This window comes from Sphingomonas crocodyli (assembly GCF_004005865.1).
GTDB classification, from domain to species: Bacteria; Pseudomonadota; Alphaproteobacteria; order Sphingomonadales; family Sphingomonadaceae; genus Rhizorhabdus; species Rhizorhabdus crocodyli.
In genome coordinates this window covers 2,341,657-2,360,565 of the sequence record NZ_SACN01000001.1, presented here as the reverse complement: position 1 = coordinate 2,360,565, position 18,909 = coordinate 2,341,657, and the positions used below count along the sequence as shown (strand labels likewise).

The 18,909-nt window shown below is 67.2% G+C and carries 18 protein-coding genes; 13 read left to right on the top strand and 5 right to left on the bottom strand.

Annotated elements, in window-relative coordinates; translation table 11 throughout:
• Positions 1-11: 11 nt before the first annotated feature.
• Positions 12-443: a 30S ribosomal protein S6 gene (rpsF, locus tag EOD43_RS11320; RefSeq protein ID WP_127743849.1), complete on the bottom strand. Its 432-nt coding sequence runs from the start codon at positions 441-443 to the stop codon at positions 12-14.
• A 203-nt stretch (positions 444-646) separates the two neighbouring features.
• On the opposite strand from rpsF, the gene EOD43_RS11315 reads away from it, so the two are divergent.
• A complete protein-coding gene (locus EOD43_RS11315; RefSeq protein ID WP_240653157.1) occupies positions 647-1,330 on the top strand; it encodes a hypothetical protein in 684 nt (227 codons plus the stop codon).
• Between the two features lie 55 nt (positions 1,331-1,385).
• On the opposite strand, the gene EOD43_RS11310 is transcribed toward EOD43_RS11315, so the two are convergent.
• Both EOD43_RS11310 and EOD43_RS11305 read right to left on the bottom strand, forming a co-directional pair.
• Entirely contained in the window at positions 1,386-1,811 is a 426-nt protein-coding gene (locus EOD43_RS11310; protein WP_127743847.1) for a c-type cytochrome, read from the bottom strand.
• A 3-nt stretch (positions 1,812-1,814) separates the two neighbouring features.
• Positions 1,815-3,407 (bottom strand): flavin monoamine oxidase family protein, encoded by a 1,593-nt coding sequence (locus tag EOD43_RS11305; RefSeq protein WP_164857197.1) that lies wholly within the window; start codon positions 3,405-3,407, stop codon positions 1,815-1,817.
• A gap of 176 nt (positions 3,408-3,583) precedes the next feature.
• On the opposite strand from EOD43_RS11305, the gene EOD43_RS11300 reads away from it, so the two are divergent.
• A complete protein-coding gene (locus EOD43_RS11300) occupies positions 3,584-5,617 on the top strand; it encodes a M13 family metallopeptidase (protein WP_206363519.1) in 2,034 nt (677 codons plus the stop codon).
• 140 nt (positions 5,618-5,757) lie between these two features.
• Here EOD43_RS11300 and nudC read toward each other — a convergent pair whose 3' ends face one another.
• Positions 5,758-6,651 (bottom strand): NAD(+) diphosphatase, encoded by an 894-nt coding sequence (gene nudC / locus EOD43_RS11295; protein WP_127743845.1) that lies wholly within the window; start codon positions 6,649-6,651, stop codon positions 5,758-5,760.
• 14 nt (positions 6,652-6,665) lie between these two features.
• Positions 6,666-7,712, bottom strand: a complete 1,047-nt coding sequence (mutY, locus tag EOD43_RS11290) for an A/G-specific adenine glycosylase (protein WP_127743842.1) — start codon at positions 7,710-7,712, stop codon at positions 6,666-6,668.
• A gap of 25 nt (positions 7,713-7,737) precedes the next feature.
• On the opposite strand from mutY, the gene EOD43_RS11285 reads away from it, so the two are divergent.
• From EOD43_RS11285 to EOD43_RS11230, 11 genes are all read left to right on the top strand, one after another.
• Positions 7,738-8,325, top strand: a complete 588-nt coding sequence (locus tag EOD43_RS11285; protein WP_127743840.1) for a DUF721 domain-containing protein — start codon at positions 7,738-7,740, stop codon at positions 8,323-8,325.
• On the top strand, positions 8,322-9,029 hold the full coding sequence (locus tag EOD43_RS11280; protein ID WP_127743838.1) for a thioredoxin domain-containing protein: 708 nt from the start codon (positions 8,322-8,324) through the stop codon (positions 9,027-9,029). Before EOD43_RS11285 ends, EOD43_RS11280 begins: the two co-directional genes overlap by 4 nt.
• Before the next feature lie 174 nt (positions 9,030-9,203).
• Positions 9,204-9,965: a thioredoxin domain-containing protein gene (locus EOD43_RS11275; RefSeq protein WP_127743836.1), complete on the top strand. Its 762-nt coding sequence runs from the start codon at positions 9,204-9,206 to the stop codon at positions 9,963-9,965.
• A gap of 21 nt (positions 9,966-9,986) precedes the next feature.
• Positions 9,987-13,409, top strand: a complete 3,423-nt coding sequence (gene smc / locus EOD43_RS11270; RefSeq protein ID WP_127743834.1) for a chromosome segregation protein SMC — start codon at positions 9,987-9,989, stop codon at positions 13,407-13,409.
• Between the two features lie 170 nt (positions 13,410-13,579).
• The gene (locus EOD43_RS11260; protein WP_127743831.1) at positions 13,580-14,302 is read left to right on the top strand and encodes a GDSL-type esterase/lipase family protein; all 723 of its coding nucleotides are present in this window, start codon (positions 13,580-13,582) and stop codon (positions 14,300-14,302) included.
• A gap of 58 nt (positions 14,303-14,360) precedes the next feature.
• On the top strand, positions 14,361-15,101 hold the full coding sequence (locus tag EOD43_RS11255; RefSeq protein ID WP_127743829.1) for an SDR family NAD(P)-dependent oxidoreductase: 741 nt from the start codon (positions 14,361-14,363) through the stop codon (positions 15,099-15,101).
• Positions 15,102-15,150: 49 nt separating this feature from the next.
• Positions 15,151-15,804, top strand: coding sequence for a fructose-6-phosphate aldolase (gene fsa / locus EOD43_RS11250; RefSeq protein WP_127743827.1), 654 nt, complete (start codon positions 15,151-15,153; stop codon positions 15,802-15,804).
• A gap of 226 nt (positions 15,805-16,030) precedes the next feature.
• Positions 16,031-16,591: a DUF484 family protein gene (locus EOD43_RS11245; protein ID WP_127743825.1), complete on the top strand. Its 561-nt coding sequence runs from the start codon at positions 16,031-16,033 to the stop codon at positions 16,589-16,591.
• Positions 16,576-17,484 carry a tyrosine recombinase XerC gene (locus tag EOD43_RS11240; RefSeq protein ID WP_127743823.1) on the top strand — a complete coding sequence of 303 codons (909 nt, stop codon included), beginning with the start codon at positions 16,576-16,578 and terminating at the stop codon, positions 17,482-17,484. The genes EOD43_RS11245 and EOD43_RS11240 overlap by 16 nt, the downstream gene beginning before the upstream one ends.
• Before the next feature lie 69 nt (positions 17,485-17,553).
• Positions 17,554-18,303, top strand: coding sequence for a hypothetical protein (locus tag EOD43_RS11235; RefSeq protein WP_127743821.1), 750 nt, complete (start codon positions 17,554-17,556; stop codon positions 18,301-18,303).
• Complete coding sequence (locus EOD43_RS11230) at positions 18,279-18,863, top strand: hypothetical protein (RefSeq protein WP_127743819.1); 585 nt, start codon at positions 18,279-18,281, stop codon at positions 18,861-18,863. Before EOD43_RS11235 ends, EOD43_RS11230 begins: the two co-directional genes overlap by 25 nt.
• Positions 18,864-18,909 lie beyond the last annotated feature (46 nt).

Genomic DNA, 18,909 nt, shown 5'->3' with positions numbered 1-18,909 from the left:
TCTATATCTCCTTAGGCCGCATCGCGATCGCGGCGCTCGCCACGATCACCACCACGGTCGCCCCGGTCACCGCCACGATCACCACCGCGGCCATCACGGTCGCCACGGCGGCCGTCACGTTCGCCACGACGCATCATCGCGGACGGGCCGGCTTCCAGCTCGTCGACACGGATGGTCATGTAACGGATCACGTCTTCGTTGATCGCGGTCTGGCGCTCGAGCTCGGCGACGACACCCGCGGGGGCATCGATCTGGAGCAGGACGTAGTGCGCCTTGCGGTTCTTCGCGATACGGTAGGCGAGGCCGCGCAGGCCCCAGGTCTCGGTCTTCACGACCTTGCCATTACCTTCCTCGACGATCTTGGTGGCGGTTTCCGCCAGCGCGTCGACCTGCGCCTGAGCGAGGTCCTGACGCGCGAGAAACACATGCTCGTAAAGAGCCATGTCGCGTCTTCCTTCATGTTGCCGATCGCTGACGCCGCGCCCATCGCGGTGCCCCTCCGGCTGTCGTCAAAAAATGAACAGGGGCGAAGAGACAGGCTCTCCACCCCGGAACGCCGCGCCTATGACCGATCGAGCCGTGAAAAGCAAGCGATGAACCGCCGACATCGCGGCTTCGTTTGTGCGGGAAATGCGTTAGAGACGATATGATGAAACGAACGACGATCGCGGCGGCGATGCTCTCCCTCGTTATCGCGGCGCCCGTGCGGGCGGAAACGCCGCGCGAACTGCTGCTCGATGCGGCTTTCGATACCCACGACAAGGCCAATGCGCTGAAACGCATCGATCAGGCGCAGGGAGCTGCGACCGCCCAGCTGGCGCGCACGCCCGCCGATCGCGATGCGCGGCTGTCGATGGCGATGGCGGTCGGCTATCGCGCGAAGCTGACCCGCAGCCGGGGCGAGGCGATGTCGGCCAAAAGGCTGTTCGACGGCCTGGCCGCCACCGATCCGCGCGATCCCGAGGCGGCGGCAGCGGTGGGCTGCTGGCATCTCGATTCGGTGATCGAACTGGGCGGGATGATCGCGGGCATGGCGCTGGGGGCGAAGAAGGCGACCGGGCTGGCGGCGATGGATCGCGCGGTGGCGCTGGGCGGCGGACGGGCGATGTTCCCCGGTCTGGCGGGCCTGCTGCGCATCGCGATCGACCCCGCCGATGCGCGGGGCCGCGCGCTGATCGACATGACGACCCGCGCGCAGACCCCGGAGAAGGTCGACAAATTGTTCCAGCGCAGCGCCGCCGCCGTCCTCGCCCAGTTGAGGGCGGGGCGAGGCGAACTGGCGCAGGAACTGGCGAAGGAGTTGCTGCCGTTCGGGAAGGTGAAGCGGTAGGCTGCGGTCGGCCCTAACTTGTCCTCCCCCTGGCGGGGGAGGATTGTTGGAGGGATTAGTGCGACGGGGTGCTGATTGTTTTCGGCATCATCCGGGCGACTTCTTCTTCGGTGACGGGCTTGGCGAAGTCGTTGCCGAAATGGGTGCGGACATAGGCGACGACGCCGGCGATCTGGGCGGGCTTCAGCGTGTCGGCGAAGGACGGCATCGCGCCCTTGCCGCGCACGACGATCGTGATCGGATAGGCGGCGACGCCCAGCTTCGGATTGCCCGCCAGCGCGGGGATGGTCGCCGCACCGCTGCCGCCCTTGGCATCCTGCATGTGGCAGGCGGCGCAGACGATCTTGTACACCTGTTCGCCGGTGACGGGGACGGGCGCCTTGGTGCCGCCGCCGCCCGGTTCGTCGGCCTGGGCGGGGGCGGTGAGGGCGGCGAGCACCGCGAAACCCAAAGCGAGGCGGCGGAATATCTTGGTCGTCATGGATCAGGCCTCCAGCGCGCGCTTGTGAAGCCGGGTGATCGCGTCGATCGAGGAAAGCAGGGCGCCCTCCATCCAGCAGCCGATATAGGAAGCATGTTCGCCCGCCAGCACGACGCGGCCGTCCATCGCCACGAGCGTCTGATAATGCTGCTTGCGGCTTTCCTCGGTCCAGCGCGCACAGCAGCCGAGCGTCCAAGGGACGCGGCTCCACGCGACCGACGCGCCGGACAGATATTCCTTGCGATATTGCGGGTGGATCACGCTGCCTTGCGCCAGCGCGGTTTCGATCCGCTCCTCGGGCGTCATGCCGGCCAGGTGATAGGCGCCGACATCGCGCGCGAAGGCGCCGAGCAGCACCGCCGGCTTGTCGGTGAAGAAGGCGTTGTTGGGGTAGGAGACGAGGCCGATTTCCTGATTGGTGAAGCTGATGCCGCCATAAATGGCCTCATCCTCCTCCCAGAAGCGGCGCTTCATCTCGAGGCCGATCTTGACCTGACCCGAATAGGGGACGGCGGCGATCGCCGACTTCATCGGGGCGGAAAGCTGGGTATCGATCTGGTTGAGGACACCCAGCGGGATCGTGCAGACGCAATAATCGGCCTTGGTCTCGCTGGCCGTGCCCTTCACCACATCCTGCCAGCTGACGGTCACGCCGTTCGCGTCCTGCGCGATTTTCGTGACCTTGGCATTGTGGGTGATCAGATCCTTGACCTGCTTCTGGAAACCCTTGCCGATCATGTCCATGCCGCCGACGGGCTGGAACATCGTGGTCGCCATTTCATGCCCCATGAAGAAGGACATGCTGGACCAGACCTGCGGATCGAGCAGATCGGGCAGGCCGTGGAGATCCTTGGACGGGATCGGCGCGCCGTTGACGCCGCCACCCGGCGGTCGTTCGAACCCGCGATGCGAGGAGGAGCGCAGGCCGACCTTATAGACCAGATCGTCGTCGAGCATGCCCCAGCCCTTGAGCGCGGTGAGCATGCGATCGCGATCGGCCGGGGTCAGCCGGTCGTCGAGCGCCTTGGTGTTGATCGATTTGGCGAGCAGTTCGGCGACATTGCCTTCGAAGTCCGCAGCGGCCGCCTTGTACCGGACCGGCTTGCCGCCGAAGGCGTCGGTCGAATGGACATAGGCATTGTGGTTGAACTGGACGAACGGCTCCAGCGCGACACCGAACGCCTTGCAATAGTGCAGCAGGGTGCGGTGGTGGTGCGGGATGCGCCACGGGCCGGGGTTGAGATAATTGCCCGGTGCGAAGGCGACATTCTGCGTCGCGCCACCCAGTTCGGTATATTTGTCGCCGCCGCGCAGCGACCAGTTTCGTCCGCCGGCGCGCGCCTGATATTCGAGGATCGTGACCTTGTAGCCCGCCTTGCGCAGCTCATAGGCCGCGAGCATGCCGGCCAGGCCGGCGCCCAGCACGACGACTGACGCGCCCTTTTTCGCGCCCTGCAGATTGGGCGGTCCATCGAACTGGCTTTCGGCGGCGTGGCCGAGCGCCGTCATCGCCTGATAGAGCGCCGCGACGCCCGCCGTTTTGCCGATAGCCGTCAGAAGCTGACGCCGCGTGGGCGCCGGAAAATTGTCCATCATATTGGTCGACCCGTCCCCTTATGCTGCACCTGCGTAATGAGCGCCGCGTGGTGCGGTCAATCAATAATAGTTCCCCTGAGGAAAACTGGATGCGGCTGTGTTGCAGGGCCACAACACCGCTGATAGCCTCCGCGCATCCGGGCGGGTTCAGGGCCTGCCGCCAAAGGGGTAAATCGATGAAAATCAACCGCCTGCTGCTCGCAGCTTCCGCGATGGCGCTGCTCGCCTCGCCGCTCCACGCGCTCACCACCGCCAAGCCGCGCTTCGGCACGTTCGGGGTCGATCTGACCGCGATCGACAAGGCGGTGAAGCCGGGCGACGATTTCTGGACCTATGTGAACGGCGCGTGGGACAAGCGCACCCCGATCGCCGCCGATCGTACCAGCGCGGGCGTCAGCGTCCTGCTGGTCGACGAGGCCGAGGCGCAGGTGAAGGCGATCGTCGAGGATCTGGCCAAGAACCCCGCGAGCGCGGGCAAGAGCGGGCAGCAGATCGGCGATTTCTATGCCAGCTGGATGGACGAGGCGGGGATCGAGGCAGCGGGCACCAAGCCGCTCGCCCCCTATCTCGCGCGCGTCGACGCCGTGAAGGACAAGGTGGAGCTGCAGAAGCTGTTCACCGAGATCGGCTATACCGCGCCGATCGGGGTCGGCATCCTGCCCGATCCGGCGGATACGAGCCGCTATGTCGCGATGGCGGGGCAGGCGGGCCTGGGCCTTCCCAACCGCGATTACTACCTGAACCAGGGCGAGAAATACGACACGATCCGCAAGGCGTATCGCCTCTACGTCGCCAAGATGCTGACGCTGGCGGGCATATCGGATGCCGATGCGCGCGCGGATAAGATCATCGCGTTGGAGACCGAGCTGGCGAAGGTCCAGTGGGCGCCCGAGCGGCAGCGCGATATCAAGGCGATCTACAACCCGATGGACCGCGCGGGCATGGAAAAGCTCGCACCCGAATTCGATTGGGACAAGATGCTCGTCTGGTCGGGCCTGGGCGACGTCAAGACCGTGATCATGGGGGAGACGACCGCGATCGCGGCGACGGGCAAGCTGCTCGACAGCACGCCACTGGACACGTGGAAGGACTATTCGAAGTTCCACTTCATCCGCACCCACGCCATGTATCTGCCCAAGGCGTTCGACGACGCGAATTTCGACTTTTTCGGGCGCACCCTGCGCGGCCAGCCCGAACAAAGGGCGCGGTGGAAGCGCGGCATTCAGCTGCTCAACGACAATCTGGGCGAGGCGATCGGCGCGATTTATGTCGAGCGGCACTATCCGCCCGCCAGCTCGGCCAAGATGGACGAACTGATCGTCAATCTGCGCGCGGCGCTCAAGGAACGGCTCGACAAGCTGGAGTGGATGGATGAGCCGACGCGGGCGGCCGCGTTGCTCAAACTGTCGACCTTCGATCCGCGTGTCGGCCACCCGATCAAATATGTCGATTATAGCTCGATGACGGTGAAGCGCGGCGCGCTGCTCGACGATGCGTTGGCGGCCGAGAAGTTCGAATGGGATTTGCAGCTGTCGCGCCTGCCCAAGCCGGTCGATCGCACATTGTGGGAAATGACCCCGCAGACCGTGAACGCCTATTACGATCCGCTGATGAACCAGATCACCTTCCCGGCGGCGATCCTGCAGCCGCCCTTCTTCGATCCGAACAGCGATCCGGCGGTGAATTACGGATCGATCGGCGCGATCATCGGGCATGAGATCGGCCACGGCTTCGACGATCAGGGCCGCCAGTTCGACGAGAAGGGGCGCATCCGCGACTGGTGGACCCCCGTCGCCGCCGAACGCTTTGCGGCGCGGACCAAGAACCTTGGCGGCCAGTTCGATGCCTATGAGCCGCTGCCCGGCGTCCACATCAAGGGCGAGCTGACGATGGGCGAGAATATCGGCGATCTGGGCGGGGTGGAAATGGCGTATAGCGCCTATCGCCGCTATGTTGCGCAGCATGGCGAGCCGCCGGTGATCGACGGGCTGACCGGCGACCAGCGTTTCTTCCTCGCTTATGGCCAGAGCTGGCGGAGCAAGCTGCGCGAGGGGCGTCTGCGCGAACAGCTGCTCACCGATCCGCACAGCCCGGCTTATTATCGGGTCAACGGCATCGTCCGGAATGTCGACGCCTGGTACAAGGCGTTCGACGTGAAGCCCGGCGACAAGATGTACCTGCCGCCCGAGCAACGGGTGCATATTTGGTGAGCTAAATCCTCCCCCGGAGGGGGAGGGGGACCGGCGTAGCCGGTGGAGGGGTATTCGAGGCTTGGCGGTTCGCTGCCGGCCAATACCCCTCCGTCAGTCCTGCGGACTGCCACCTCCCCCGCCGGGGGAGGATCTTGGAACTAAGCCCCCGCCACCCACGCATTCAGCAACGTGTTCGCGATCGCGAAGGGCGGGGGCGGCATGAAGGGGCCGCTTTCGTCGCGGCGGAGGGCGGCTTCGACGCCGTCCTTGTCGACCCAGATCGCGGCCTCAATCTCGCGCGTGTCGAGGTTGAGGTCGGCGCTTTCGACTTCGGCGATGCACGCGATCATCAGCTGCGAGGGGAAGGGCCAGGGCTGGCTGGCGATGTAGCGGACCTTGGTGGCCTTCACGCCCGCTTCCTCGAACAGTTCGCGGGCGACGGCTTCCTCGATCGACTCACCGACCTCGACGAAGCCCGCGAGCGCCGAATAATTGCGCTGCGGCCACGGCTTCTGTCGGCCGACCAGGATCTTGCCTTCATACTCCGCGAGCATGATCACAACCGGATCGGTGCGCGGGAAATGTTCGGAGCCGCAGCCTTCGGCAGCCTTGTCGCACAGCCGCGCCCAGCCCGAGCGCATCGGGCGGGTATGCTTGCCGCAGCGCGGGCAGAACTGGTGGCGCGAATGCCAATCGATCAGGCAGCGGGCGACCGCATAGGTGGCGGCCTCGTCGCCCTTCAGCTGGCCGAGTGCGGCGGACATCGCCGCGCTGCGCTGCGCGCCATTTTCCTGCACCGGATCGATCGGCACGAAATGCGGCGCGCCGTCGATCAGGCCCAGCAGCGCCAGCGTCGCATCGGGCGCTGCTTCCGACGCCGGGCCCCAGCCGAGCAGACCGCCATCCAGAACATCGGGCGCCAATCCGGTCAGGCGGAGCAGCTTCGCGTCGGCGCGGGCCAGCTGTTCGTCATGGTACGCCTGATTGTCGCGCTCATTGTCGATGCGGACCAGGGGGGAGCCGGTGAAGCCGGGGGGCGCGAAGCGGGCCATCTATGTTCCTCTACCTATTTCGAACCGGCGATAGCGCGGGCGGCGGCCCGTGCGAAGAGGGTCGGCAGACCTGCCGTATCGACGGAAGCGACCGGCCACCATTCGCCCGATATGTCAGGACGGGCGGACAGCCGTGTGACGACAACGCGCAGGTCGAGCGCGAAATGGGTGAAGACGTGGGTGACGCTGCCGGCGTCGTGCCAATCGGCGTCGATCGGCGCGTCGGCGAGGGCGGGGTCTTCGTCGCTCCACGGCCCGGTCGGCAAAGCGCGCATTCCGCCCAGCATGCCCTTGTCGGGGCGGCGGACGAGCAGCACCGCGCCATCATGCTCGATCCAGAAGGCGGTGCCCTTGCGCTGGGGCTTGGCCTTCTTCGCGGCCTTGACCGGATAGGTTTCGGGATTGCCCGCCGCGCGTGCTGCGCAGGGATCGCGCAGCGGGCAGATCAGGCATTGCGGGTTGCGGGGCGTGCAGATGCCCGACCCCAGATCCATCATAGCCTGCGCGAAATCGCCCGCGCGCTCATCGGGCGTGATGCTGTCGACCAAAATACGCAGCTTCGGCCGCGCGGCAGGCAGGGGATCGGCGAAGGCGAAGAGGCGGCTCGCCACGCGCTCGACATTGGCGTCGATCACCACCGCGCGCCGGCCGAAGGCGATCGCGGCGATGGCGGCGGCGCTATAGTCGCCGATGCCGGGCAAGGTGCGCAGGCCCGCCTCGCTATCGGGAAAGTGGCCGCCATGATCGCGGGCGACGGCGCGGGCGCAGGCGATCAGGTTGCGGGCGCGAGCATAATAGCCAAGGCCCGCCCAGGCGGCCATCACATCGGCATCGTCGGCATTGGCCAGCGCATTGACCGTCGGCCAACGTTCGGTGAACTTGGCAAAATAGCCGCGCACCGCCGCGACGGTTGTCTGCTGGAGCATGATTTCGGACAGCCAGACGCGATAAGGCTCGGTGCGGGCAGCGCCGGGCGGCGCGCGCCACGGCAAGGCGCGCGCGTGGACGTCGTACCAGTCCAGCAATTTGGCGGCGACCTGTGCCGGGGCATCGACGAACATGGCCCGCCTATGGCATGGACGCCCCATGAGCGAAACGGACGGCGTGCAAAAGCCTGCGAAGGCGAAAACCAAGGCGGCTAAACCGGCGGCCAAGGCGTATGAACGCCCGCGCGGCGGGGCTGCGCGTTCGGTGGCGGACATGCTGCCCGACGTTGGCCGGGCGGCGTTTCGGCGCTTCGGATTCGTGCAGAGTTCGGTCGTCAGCCGCTGGGCCGAGATCGTCGGCCCGCGCTATGCCGCCGTCTCCACCCCCGAATCGATCCGCTTTCCGCAGGGCAAGCGCGACAGCGGGCTGCTGACGCTGGAGGTGCAGGGCGCGCATGGGCCGATGATGCAGCATGTGCTGCCCGAGATCATGGAGCGCGTGAACCGCTTCTTCGGCTATGCCGCCGTCGCGCGCGTCGCGATCCGGCAGGGCGTGCCGCCCGCCGCGATCCGCAAGCCGCAGCCGTCGCTGCGCATGCCCAATGCTCAGCTGCCCGCGATCGATCTGGGCAAAAGCCTGCGCACCGTGGGCGATCCCGAATTGCGCGCGTGCCTCGCCTCACTGGCGGGGGCGCTCTCGGCCACGACGGGCGCGCCGATCATCGATAATGGGGACGAGACCAAGTGAAGAAGCGGCTGATCGCGGGCATCCTCATGCTGGCGCTGCTGCCGGCGGCATCTTCGGCCGCGACGGTGGCGAAGAAGGCCGCGCCGGCCAAGGCCGCGAACTGGGTCGATACGGTCAACATCACGCCCGAGGGCGCCTATGTGATCGGCAATCCGGCGGCGAAGGTGAAGCTGGTCGAATATCTGTCGCTCACCTGCCCGCATTGCGCGCACATGGCGGGGGAGGCGATGACGCCGCTGAAGCGCGACTATATCGCCAAGGGGCTGGTCAGCCTGGAAATCCGGCACGCGGTGCGCGACGGTTACGACTTTGCGGGATCGATGCTGGTCCGCTGCCAGCCGCGTAACGCCTATCTGCCGTCGATCGAGGGGCTGTTCGCGACCCAGCAGGTCTGGTTCGAAAAGGCGATGGCCGCATCGAACGATCCCGCCTTCGAAAATCTCGCCCCGGCGGCGAAGATGCAGTTCGTCGCCAAGGCGGCGGGCTTTGACAGCTATTTCGCCAAGCGCGGCATGGCGCCCGCGCGCTTCAACGCATGTCTGGCCGATCCCAAGGGGCAGAAGGCGCTGGAGGACATGGCCGATCGCGCGTGGAACAAGGATGCGATCTCCGGCACGCCCGGCTTCCGGCTGAACGGCGAGATGTTGGGTTCGATCGCCAGCTGGGCCGCGCTGGAGGCGAAGATCAAGGCGGCGTTGGGCTAGTCGTCATCCCGGCGGAGGCCGGGATCTCGGCAGAGTCGCGACAAGGCAGAGGCAGGAGCCTCCTGAGATCCCGGCCTCCGCCGGGATGACGGAAGTAACAGGCACTTGCACGCCGCGATTGGCCGTTTACACCTGTCCCAACGACATATGCGTTCCCCTGGAGTTGAAGTAGCGATGAAGACATATCTGGCCGCGACGGCGATCACTCTGGCGCTGGTGACGGCGGCTTGCCAGAAGAAGGCCGACGAGACCGCGACGGCGAACACGGCCGAGGGCGCACCCGCTGCGACCGCCGCCGCCGGCACCGCGCCCTATAGCGGGCAGGACTGGACGCTCACCACCGCCAAGACGCCCGAGGGCGGTTTCCGCATGGGCAATCCGGACGCGCCGGTGAAGCTGGTCGAATATGCGTCGATCACCTGCCCGCACTGCCGCGACTTCACCAAGGCGGCGGGCGAGCCGCTGCGCAACGAATTCGTGAAGACCGGCAAGGTCAGCTGGGAATATCGCAACTTCGTGATGAACCCGCTCGACGTCGCCGCGACCCTCGTCGCGCGCTGCCAGGGGCCGGAGCCGTTCTTCGCGATGGTCGATCAGCTTTATGCGAGCCAGACCCAGTGGATCGGCAAGTTCAACTCGGTCGACGAGGCCAAGCTGCGCCAGCTCGGCACGCTGCCCCAGGGGCAGCAGTTTGAACAGCTCGTGACGCTCACCGGCCTCGACGAATTCTTCAAGACGCATGGCGTGCCGGGCGACAAGATCAACGGCTGCCTGACCGACAAGAAGGCGCTCGATGAGCTGCTGAAGATCCGCGATTATGGCGTGAACACCGACAAGGTGGATGGCACGCCCAGCTTCTTCATCAACGGCGTGAAGCAGGACCAGGTCTATGACTGGCCGGGCCTTGAGCCCAAGCTGCGCGCTGCGGCCCGCTAAGGAGACGCCAGACCGGCCGCGATGAGGATCAGGAAGCTTCGCCTTTCGGGTTTCAAGAGCTTCGTCGAGCCGGCCGAGCTGATCATCGAACGCGGGCTGACGGGTATCGTCGGCCCCAATGGTTGCGGCAAATCCAACCTGTTGGAAGCCATACGCTGGGTGATGGGCGAGGGATCGCCTAAATCGCTGCGCGGCGGGGGGATGGAGGACGTGATTTTCGCGGGCACGGCGACACGGCCGGCCCGCGATTTCGCCGAAGTGACGATCTTCACCGAACGGCCCGACGCGACGGCCGATGAGGATCGCGAGGTCGAAGTCACGCGCCGGATCGAGCGGGGCGCGGGTTCCGCCTACCGCATGAACGGGCGCGATGTGCGCGCCAAGGATGTCGGCCTGATGTTCGCCGACGCCGCGACCGGCGCGCATTCGCCCGCATTGGTCAGCCAGGGGCGCATCGCCGCCGTCATCGCCGCCAAGCCGCATGAACGCCGCCAGATGCTCGAAGAGGCGGCGGGGATTGCCGGCCTCCATGTCCGCCGCAAGGACGCCGAGCAGAAATTGCGCGCGACCGAGACGAACCTCGCGCGGCTCGACGAAATCCTGTCCGACATGGAGGCGCGGACCGCGACCCTGCGGCGGCAGGCGCGGCAGGCGGAGCGGTATCGCGCGCTGAGCGAGCAGATACGGTTGGCCGAAGGGCGGCTGATCTTTTCGCGTTGGCGCGATGCGGCGGCGGCGGCCGAAGCGGCGAAAAAGGAGGCGCAGGCGGCCGAGGCGAAGGTGGCCGAGGCGGCCGAGGCGCAGCGCGATACGGCGGCGAAGCAGGCGCTGGCTGTGACTGCGGTGGCCGATGCGCGGGCTGCGGCGCAGGCGGCGCGCGATCGATCGACCGAACTGGCGCACCGGCTCGCGTCGCTTTCCGGCGAGCGCGACGGCGTGGTGCGACGGATCGCCGAGATCGGGCAGCAGCGCGAGACGCTGGCACGCGATCGGGCGCGCGAGGACAGGCTTGCGATCGATGCGGCGGCGGCGCTTTCGGCGCTGGCGGAGGAGGACAAGGCGCTGACCCAGCGGCTTGCCGAGGCGCAGGCGCGGCAGGCGACGGTGGACGCGCAGGTGCGCGATGCCGAGGCGATGGCGCGCGAGGCCGAACTGGCGGTCGCCAAGGCGCAGGCCGCGCACGCCGCCGAACAGGCGGATCTGCGCGTCGCGCAAGCCAATGTCGCCGCGATGCGCGCGCGGCATGATCGCGCGCAGGCCGAACTCAACCGGGTGCTGCGCGAGATCGAGGCGCTGGGCGGCGAAGCGCCATTGGTCGCGCGCCGCGATGCCGCGATCGAGGCGCGCCAGTCGGCCGAGCGCGCGATTGCGGCGGCGCTGGCGGCCGTCGCGCAGGGCGAGGAGGCGCGCACCGTCGCTGCGGCCGAGCGTGATGCGGCTGAGGAGGCGGGCGGCGCCGCGCGGGCTGCGCTGGCGACGTTGGAGTCCGAGGCGCGGGCGCTAGAGAAGGCGCTGGGCGCGGGCGGGGGCGGCGATCGCGTGCTTGATAAGCTGCGCGTCGATCCGGGTTACGAACATGCGCTGGCGGCCGCGCTGGGCGACGATCTCGAAGCGCCGATCGGCGGGGACGGGGCGTTGCGCTGGACCGGGGCGGAGGCCGCGAAGGATCCCGCGCTGCCGGCGGGCGCCGAGCCGCTGGCGGCGCATGTCGCGGCACCGGCCGAACTGGCGCGTCGGCTTGCGCAGATCGGCGTGGTCGATGCCGATGACGGATCGATCGCGCTGGCGGCCGGGCAGCGGATCGTTACGCGCGACGGCAAGATGCGACGCTGGGATGGGTTTGTCGCGCTGGAGGCCGGAGCTGCGGCGGCCGAGCGGCTGTTGCGGGTCAATCGCCTCGACGAACTCAACGCGATGCTGCCGCCTGCTCGACAGGCGCTGGAAGTCGCGCAGGCGGCTTTGGCGGCGGCGGGCGGGAAGATTGCGAGCGCCAAGGCGGCGATCGATGCGGGCCGCGCCGAATTGTCGCGCGCCGAAAATGCGCAGCGCGGGGCGATCCGCGACGAGGATCAGGCCGTCGCCGCGATCGAGCGGCTTGCGGCGCAGCGTGCGGCGTTGGGCGATCGCGAAGGCCGCGCCAAGGCGGAAGCCGGCGAGGCAGGGCAGGCGGTGGAGGCCGCGATGGCAGCGATGATGGCCTTGCCCGACGGCGAAAAGTCACGCGCCGAGGCGGAGCGGCTGCGCGCGGGTGCCGAGGCGGCGCGATCGACCCTGTTCGAAGCGCGCGGGCAATCGATGACGATCGCGCAAGCGGCCTCCGCCGATGCGCAGCGCCAGCAGGCGGCGCGCGCCGAGGCCAAAAGCTGGAAGGCGCGCGCGGGCGACGCTGCCGGCCGGATCGCCGAAATGGATGCGCGCGCTGCGGCGATCGAGACCGAGAGCAAGAGCCTGGAAGGCCGCCCTGAGGAACTTGGCGCTCTGATCGACAATTTGCGATCCGATGCAAGCAATGCCGAGCAAGCCTATAAAAATGCAGCCGAAGCTGAGCGCACTGCGGATGCGCAATTGCGCACGGCCGAAGCCGCGGCGGCGCAGGCGGGGGAGCGGCTTTCGGAAGCGCGCGAGCAGCGGGCGGGGGCGCAGGTGCGCGCCGAGAACCAGGAATTGCGGCGCGTGGAGATGGGCCGCATTTCGGGCGAACGCTTCGAATGTCCTGCGCCGGTGCTGCCCGAGAAGTTGGGCTTTGCGAGCGCGGACGTGGGTGACGGGGCGGCGGAATCGGCGCGGCTCGATCGGCTGACGCTCGATCGCGAGCGGATCGGGCCGGTCAATCTGGTCGCCGAAACCGAACTGGCCGAACTGGAGGCCAGCCAGGCGACCAGCGCGGTCGAGCGCGACGAATTGCAGGAGGCGATCCACCGCTTGCGCGGATCGATCGGCAGCCTGAACCGCGAAGGCCGCACCCGCCTGCTCGCTGCGTTCGAAGCGGTCGACAAGCATTTCCGCCGCCTGTTCACCACGCTGTTCGCGGGCGGCGAGGCGCATCTGGCGCTGATCGATAGCGAGGATCCGCTGGAGGCGGGTCTTGAGATCATGGCGCAGCCGCCGGGCAAGAAACTGGGATCGCTGACTTTGCTGTCGGGCGGCGAGCAGGCGCTGACGGCGGTGGCGCTGATCTTCGCTTTGTTTCTGACCAATCCGGCGCCGATCTGCGTGCTGGACGAGGTCGACGCGCCGCTGGACGACGCGAATATCGAGCGTTTCTGCGACCTGCTGATCGCGATGACGCAGGAGACCGAGACACGCTACCTGATCGTCACCCACAATGCGGTGACGATGAGCCGGATGCACCGCCTGTTCGGCGTCACGATGGTCGAACGCGGGGTCAGCCGGCTCGTCTCGGTCGATCTGGGCGGAGCGGAGCAGCTGCTGGCGGCGGAGTGACGCCACAGCCGTCATCCCGGCGGAGGCCGGGATCTCAGCAGAGTCGCGAGCAGGTTGAGGCAAGAGCCTCCTGAGATCCCGGCCTCCGCCGGGATGACGAAAGTGTTCACGACGATACTGTTTCCGCCTTCGAAACCCGCTATAAGCCCCACATCCAACAGGGTGAGGCGATGATCGGGCGGCTTTTTGCAGGGCTGGCGATTGTGGGAGCGATGAGCGCGACGGTGCAGGCCGCCGCGCCCTTGGCCTTGCCCGATCCCTTCGCGCGCTTCGCCGCCGAGATCGAAGCCTTTGAGCGCGCCGACGAGCAACTGGATGCGCCCCCCGGCGAGACGATGTTCGTCGGCAGCTCCAGCATCCGCCTGTGGGACACATCGCACAGCTTCCCCAGCCGCACCGCGCTCAACCGCGGTTTCGGCGGCGCGACGACGCCCGACGTCCTGCACTATTATGAGCAGGTGGTGGGCGATCATGAGCCGGCGACCGTGGTGGTCTATGTCGGCGAAAACGACATCGCCGCAGGCGCCGAACCCGAGCAAGTGGTGCGCGACGTGAGCAAGTTGCTCGCCCGCATCCGCGCGGACGAGCCCAATGCGCGGATCGTCTATATCTCGATGAAGCCCAGCCCCAGCCGCTGGGCACTGTGGGACGACATGACCGAGGTCAATCACGCGATGGCCGCCCGCGCGGGGGCGGCCTCGGGTTTCGACTATCTCGACGTCGCCAGCGCGATGCTGACCAAGGAAGGCAAGCCCGACGCCAGTCTGTTCGGGCTGGACGGCCTGCACATGAATGCGCGCGGCTATGCCGTGTGGACCGGCGCGGTCGAGGCGTGGCTCAAGGCGCCGCGCAACGCCCGCCCGATCGAAAGCGCGACGCGCACCACCTCCTGATCTTGCCGTTCGGCAGGAAAGCGACGATGCTTCGGTTATAGCAAACCGAGGAGGGGTGATGCGATATTCGGGCAAGACCGTGATGATCACGGGTGGTGCGCAGGGCATTGGCGAGGCGGCGGCGCGCGGCTTCGTTCAGGAAGGCGCGGCGGCGGTGATCGCCGATCTCGATATCGACCGGGCGACGGCGCTGGCCGCCGATCTGGGGCGTGCGATCGCGGTGGAGGTCGACGTGCGCGATCGCGACGCGATCGATGCGTGTGTCGCGGCGGCGGATGCGGCCTTCGGCGGGGTCGATATCCTCATCAACTGCGCGGCGCTCCACAATTTCACCTATGGGCAGCCGACGCTGAAGCTCGACATCGCGAAGTGGCGCGACATGCTCGACGTCAACGTCGTCGGCATCGTCAATGCGGTCGCGGCGGCGCAACCTTCGATGCAGCGGCGGGGCGGGGGCGTGGTCGTCAACCTCGCCAGCATCAACGCCTATATCGGCTTGAGCGCCTATGGCGTGTCGAAACTGGCGGTGCGCGGCCTGACATCGGCAATGGCGGGGGAGCTGGCGCCCGACAATATCCGCGTCGTCGGCATCGCGCCGGGGATGGTGGATTCGGAATCGGTGATGGCCGAACTGCCCCAGCATCATCGCGACGCGCTGATCAATCAGATGCAGCTGATCAAGCGGCAGGGGCGGCGCGAGGATATCGTCAACGCCTTCCTGTTCTTCTGTTCCGATCAGGCGAGTTTCATCACCGGCGAGACGATCATCATCGGCGGCGGCTACCCCGCTTTGCCGTGAGGCCGCGCTGCCCTATAGCGCGCGCAGATTCGCATCCGGGAGGTTTTCCATGAAGTTCTTCGTCGACACGGCCGATACCACCGACATCGCTGAAATGGCGGCCACCGGCCTGCTCGACGGCGTGACGACCAACCCGTCGCTGATCGCCAAATCGGGCCGCAAGTTCGTCGAGGTGATCGCGGACATCTGCAAGCTGACCACCGGCCCGGTTTCGGCCGAAGTCGTCGCGCTTGATCATGCGACGATGATGAAGGAAGCCGAAGTTCTGCGGAAGATCGCCGACAATGTCTGCATCAAGGTGCCGCTGACGATCGACGGGCTGAAGACCTGCAAGGCTCTGTCGGATGACGGCACGATGGTGAACGTCACGCTCTGCTTCTCGGCGAACCAGGCGCTGCTGGCGGGCAAGGCGGGCGCAGCCTTCATCTCGCCCTTCGTCGGCCGCCACGACGATATCGGTTTCGACGGCATGGATCTGATCGCCGACATCCGCCAGATCTATGACAATTACGATTTCGGCACCGAAATCCTGGTCGCGAGCGTGCGTCACCCGGTCCACATCCTGCAGGCCGCCAAGATCGGCGCCGACGTGATGACCGCGCCGCCCGCCGTGATCCGCGCGCTGTTCAACCATCCGCTGACCGAGAAGGGCATTGCCGGCTTCATGGCCGACTGGGCCAAGACGGGGCAGAGCATTTTGTAATTAATCCTCCCCCGCCAGGGGGAGGTGTCAGCTTGCTGACGGAGGGGGAGGGCGACAGCAAACTCATTTGAGTCACTGTCCTCCCCCTCCGTCGCCTTCGGCGCCACCTCCCCCTGGCGGGGGAGGATAATGGAGAGGCGTTGCGCTTGCGCCACGTCGTCGCCCTATCAATCGACGTCACCGTTAAGCCATTGCCTGTTAACCATTGTCGGGTAGATTCCCGATCATGGGAAGCGTGATCGATTTCGAAGGTGGGGCGGTGGCCTCGATGCGGCGTAGGGTCGCGGAGGTCGAGGAGGCGAATCAGGATCTGATCGCCTTCGCGCGCGGCCATTCGGGTGCGGTCTCGTCGATCCATCAGGCGGTGATCGCCGCGACCGATGCCAATGGCCTCGATCATCTCATCCATATCGTCACGCAGCTTTGGCCCGATATTCTCGGCCTCGATGCCGTGTCGGTGGCCCTGTTCGCGGGTGACAAGGGGCTGCGCGCAGATGCATCGGGGATGCAGTTCGTCGAGCGCCGCATCGTCGAAAAGTCGGTGGCCGATATCGAGGGCGTGGTGATGCGCGGGGTCGAGCGCGGCCATCCGTTGTTCGGCCCGGCTTCCGAACTTATCCGCGCCGAAGCGCTGATCCGCCTGACCGCCGAAGCACCGCTGCCCGGCGGCGTCCTCGCGCTCGGCCAGCGTCGCCCGCAGGGTTTCGATACGCGTGCGGGTTCCGAATTGCTGGGCTTCCTCGGCGCGATGCTTTCGCGCATGATCGGGCGGTGGCTGCTCCCCTAAATCTTGATGATCATCCCGCGCGCCTCGTGGCGGCGGAATGGGCCGATCATCTGCGCCGCGACCGGCGGCGATCCGATCATACTGTCCGTGCTTATGCGGCGACCGCGCATCGTCTGATCGCGTTCCTCGGGCGGCATCGCGGGCAGATCATCGATGGCGATCTTCTGGCCGGTCTCGACAAAGGCGACCTGCGCGCCTTCCTGGCCGAACGGCGCGGGGAGGGGCTGTCCAATGTCTCCGCCGCGCGCGAGTTGTCCGCCGTGCGCGCCTTCCTCGATTTTGCCGGGGGCAAGGCGCGCGTGAAGGGGCCGCGGATCAAGAAGGGCGTGCCGCGCCCCGTCACCCCCGCCGACATCGCCGCGATCGCCGAGGATGCGGTCGAAAGCGCCGCCGAACCCTGGATCGCGGCGCGCGACGAGGCGGTGCTGCTGCTGCTCTACGGCGCGGGTCTGCGCATTGGCGAGGCGGTGGGCCTGACCGGCGACGCGCTACCGCTGGGCGATCGGCTGTCGGTGACGGGCAAGCGCGGCAAGACGCGGATCGTGCCGCTGCTCCCGCCGGTGCGCGAGGCGGTCGAGCGTTACGCCGCGCTCTGCCCCTATGGCTATGCCGACAAGGAAATCCTGTTCCGCGGTGCCAAGGGCGGTCCGCTCGCCCCCGACCTGATCCGCCGCGCCGTCCGCGCCGCGCGTGTGCGTTTGGGCTTGGACGGCCGCACCACGCCCCATGCGCTGCGCCACAGCTTCGCGACGCATCTGCTGGGGCGGGGAGCGGATCTACGCTCGCTGCAGGAACTGCTTGGCCATGCGAGTCTGTCGTCGACGCAGGTCTATACGGGCGTGGATGCGGCGCATCTGATGGACGTGTATCGCAACGCGCATCCGCGGGCTTAGTCCGATCGATTAGCGCGCCGGCACCGGCGGCATGATAGCCACTGCTCCGCACGACAAGGAACAAAGCCCATGATCGAAGCCGCCGGCAACGCATCGACGACAACCACCGCGTCCAGCGGATCGGGCTATGGATCGTCGATCGGCGCGCTGAGCGACGCGCTGATTTCGCAATCGCAGGGGCTGGGCGGGCTCGATACCGGCAAGTTGGCGTCGTCGCTCGATTCGATTCAGGCGCAGGATCCGGCGTTGGCAGGGCAATTGCGCGGCGAACTGGCGGCGCGCCTTTCGCCGGTCGAGGCGGGGGCGCTGCTGCGCGTGTCGGGCGAGATGCAGGCGCCCGTCCTGCTGGCGGCATCGCCGGTGCAGGGAGATGTCGCATGCCCGTCACCCGGCATGACCCCGGCCGAACAGGCGGCGGCGGCACGCGGCGATCGCGAAGCCTTCTGGGCGTCGCGCGCCGAACGTGGCGATCCGCTGGGCGCGACCGCGCTGCAGATCGTGCGTAACGACAGTTTCAACGGACAGGTCGCCAATGGCCGCCTGTACAATGCGATTGCGGAGCGGACGGTGTTCAGCGGCAATTGGCCGGATGGCGCGAAGATCAACGCCGAGATCCAGCAGATCGGCGTCGAATTGATGCGCGCCCATGCCGATGCGGTCACCCGCTTCGGCAACCCCACGGCCGAGGATGTCGCGCGTTACCATCATCAGGTGTTCGCCGATCACGGCCTCGATCCGCGCACCTTTGGCGGAACAATGTTGACGGGAACCGTTGGCGAGGCGAACGCTTATTCATGGGTATGGAGAAGCTGCCCCTGATCACGCGACATGCGGGCCGGTTCCTGGCGACGGTGGCGATAGCGATGACGATCAGCGGGTGCGGCGAGGCGAAGACGACCGTGAAGGTTGGTGCGCACAGCTTTGCCGTGCCGAGCGAGGCCGTGCGCGACAATCCGGGCGCGGGGCTGATCTTCGCGCTGGAGCCCGAGGCGGCGGGCGGGCGACCGACGATCGTGCTGGTTGAGGATGCTGCCGATTTCTGCCGCCGCCATCCTGCCACCACCGACACGATCAGGGCGGTGTGCGGAGGCGGCGACGGCGTCGACATGTTGGTGGACGCCTATCGCGCCGAGGATATCGAGAAGATCGCGGCGGAGGAGAGCGCGAACCAATATTCGCTTTGGCTCAAGCCCGCAGGCGGACGGCCGCGCACGTTCCTGAGCGCCTGCTCGCAATGGCCGGATCAGGCGGGCAAGTGCCAACCGGTCGTCCGGGTCGGCGACCTCGTCTATTCGTTCGATATACCTGCCGACGAGATCGGTCGCCTGCCGCTCATGGCGCGCCGGATCCGGGCCGCGCTGAAGGCATGGGAAGCGTAGCAGGCCGTCACCCCGGCGGAGGCCGGGGTTTCAGGAGGTTCTTGCG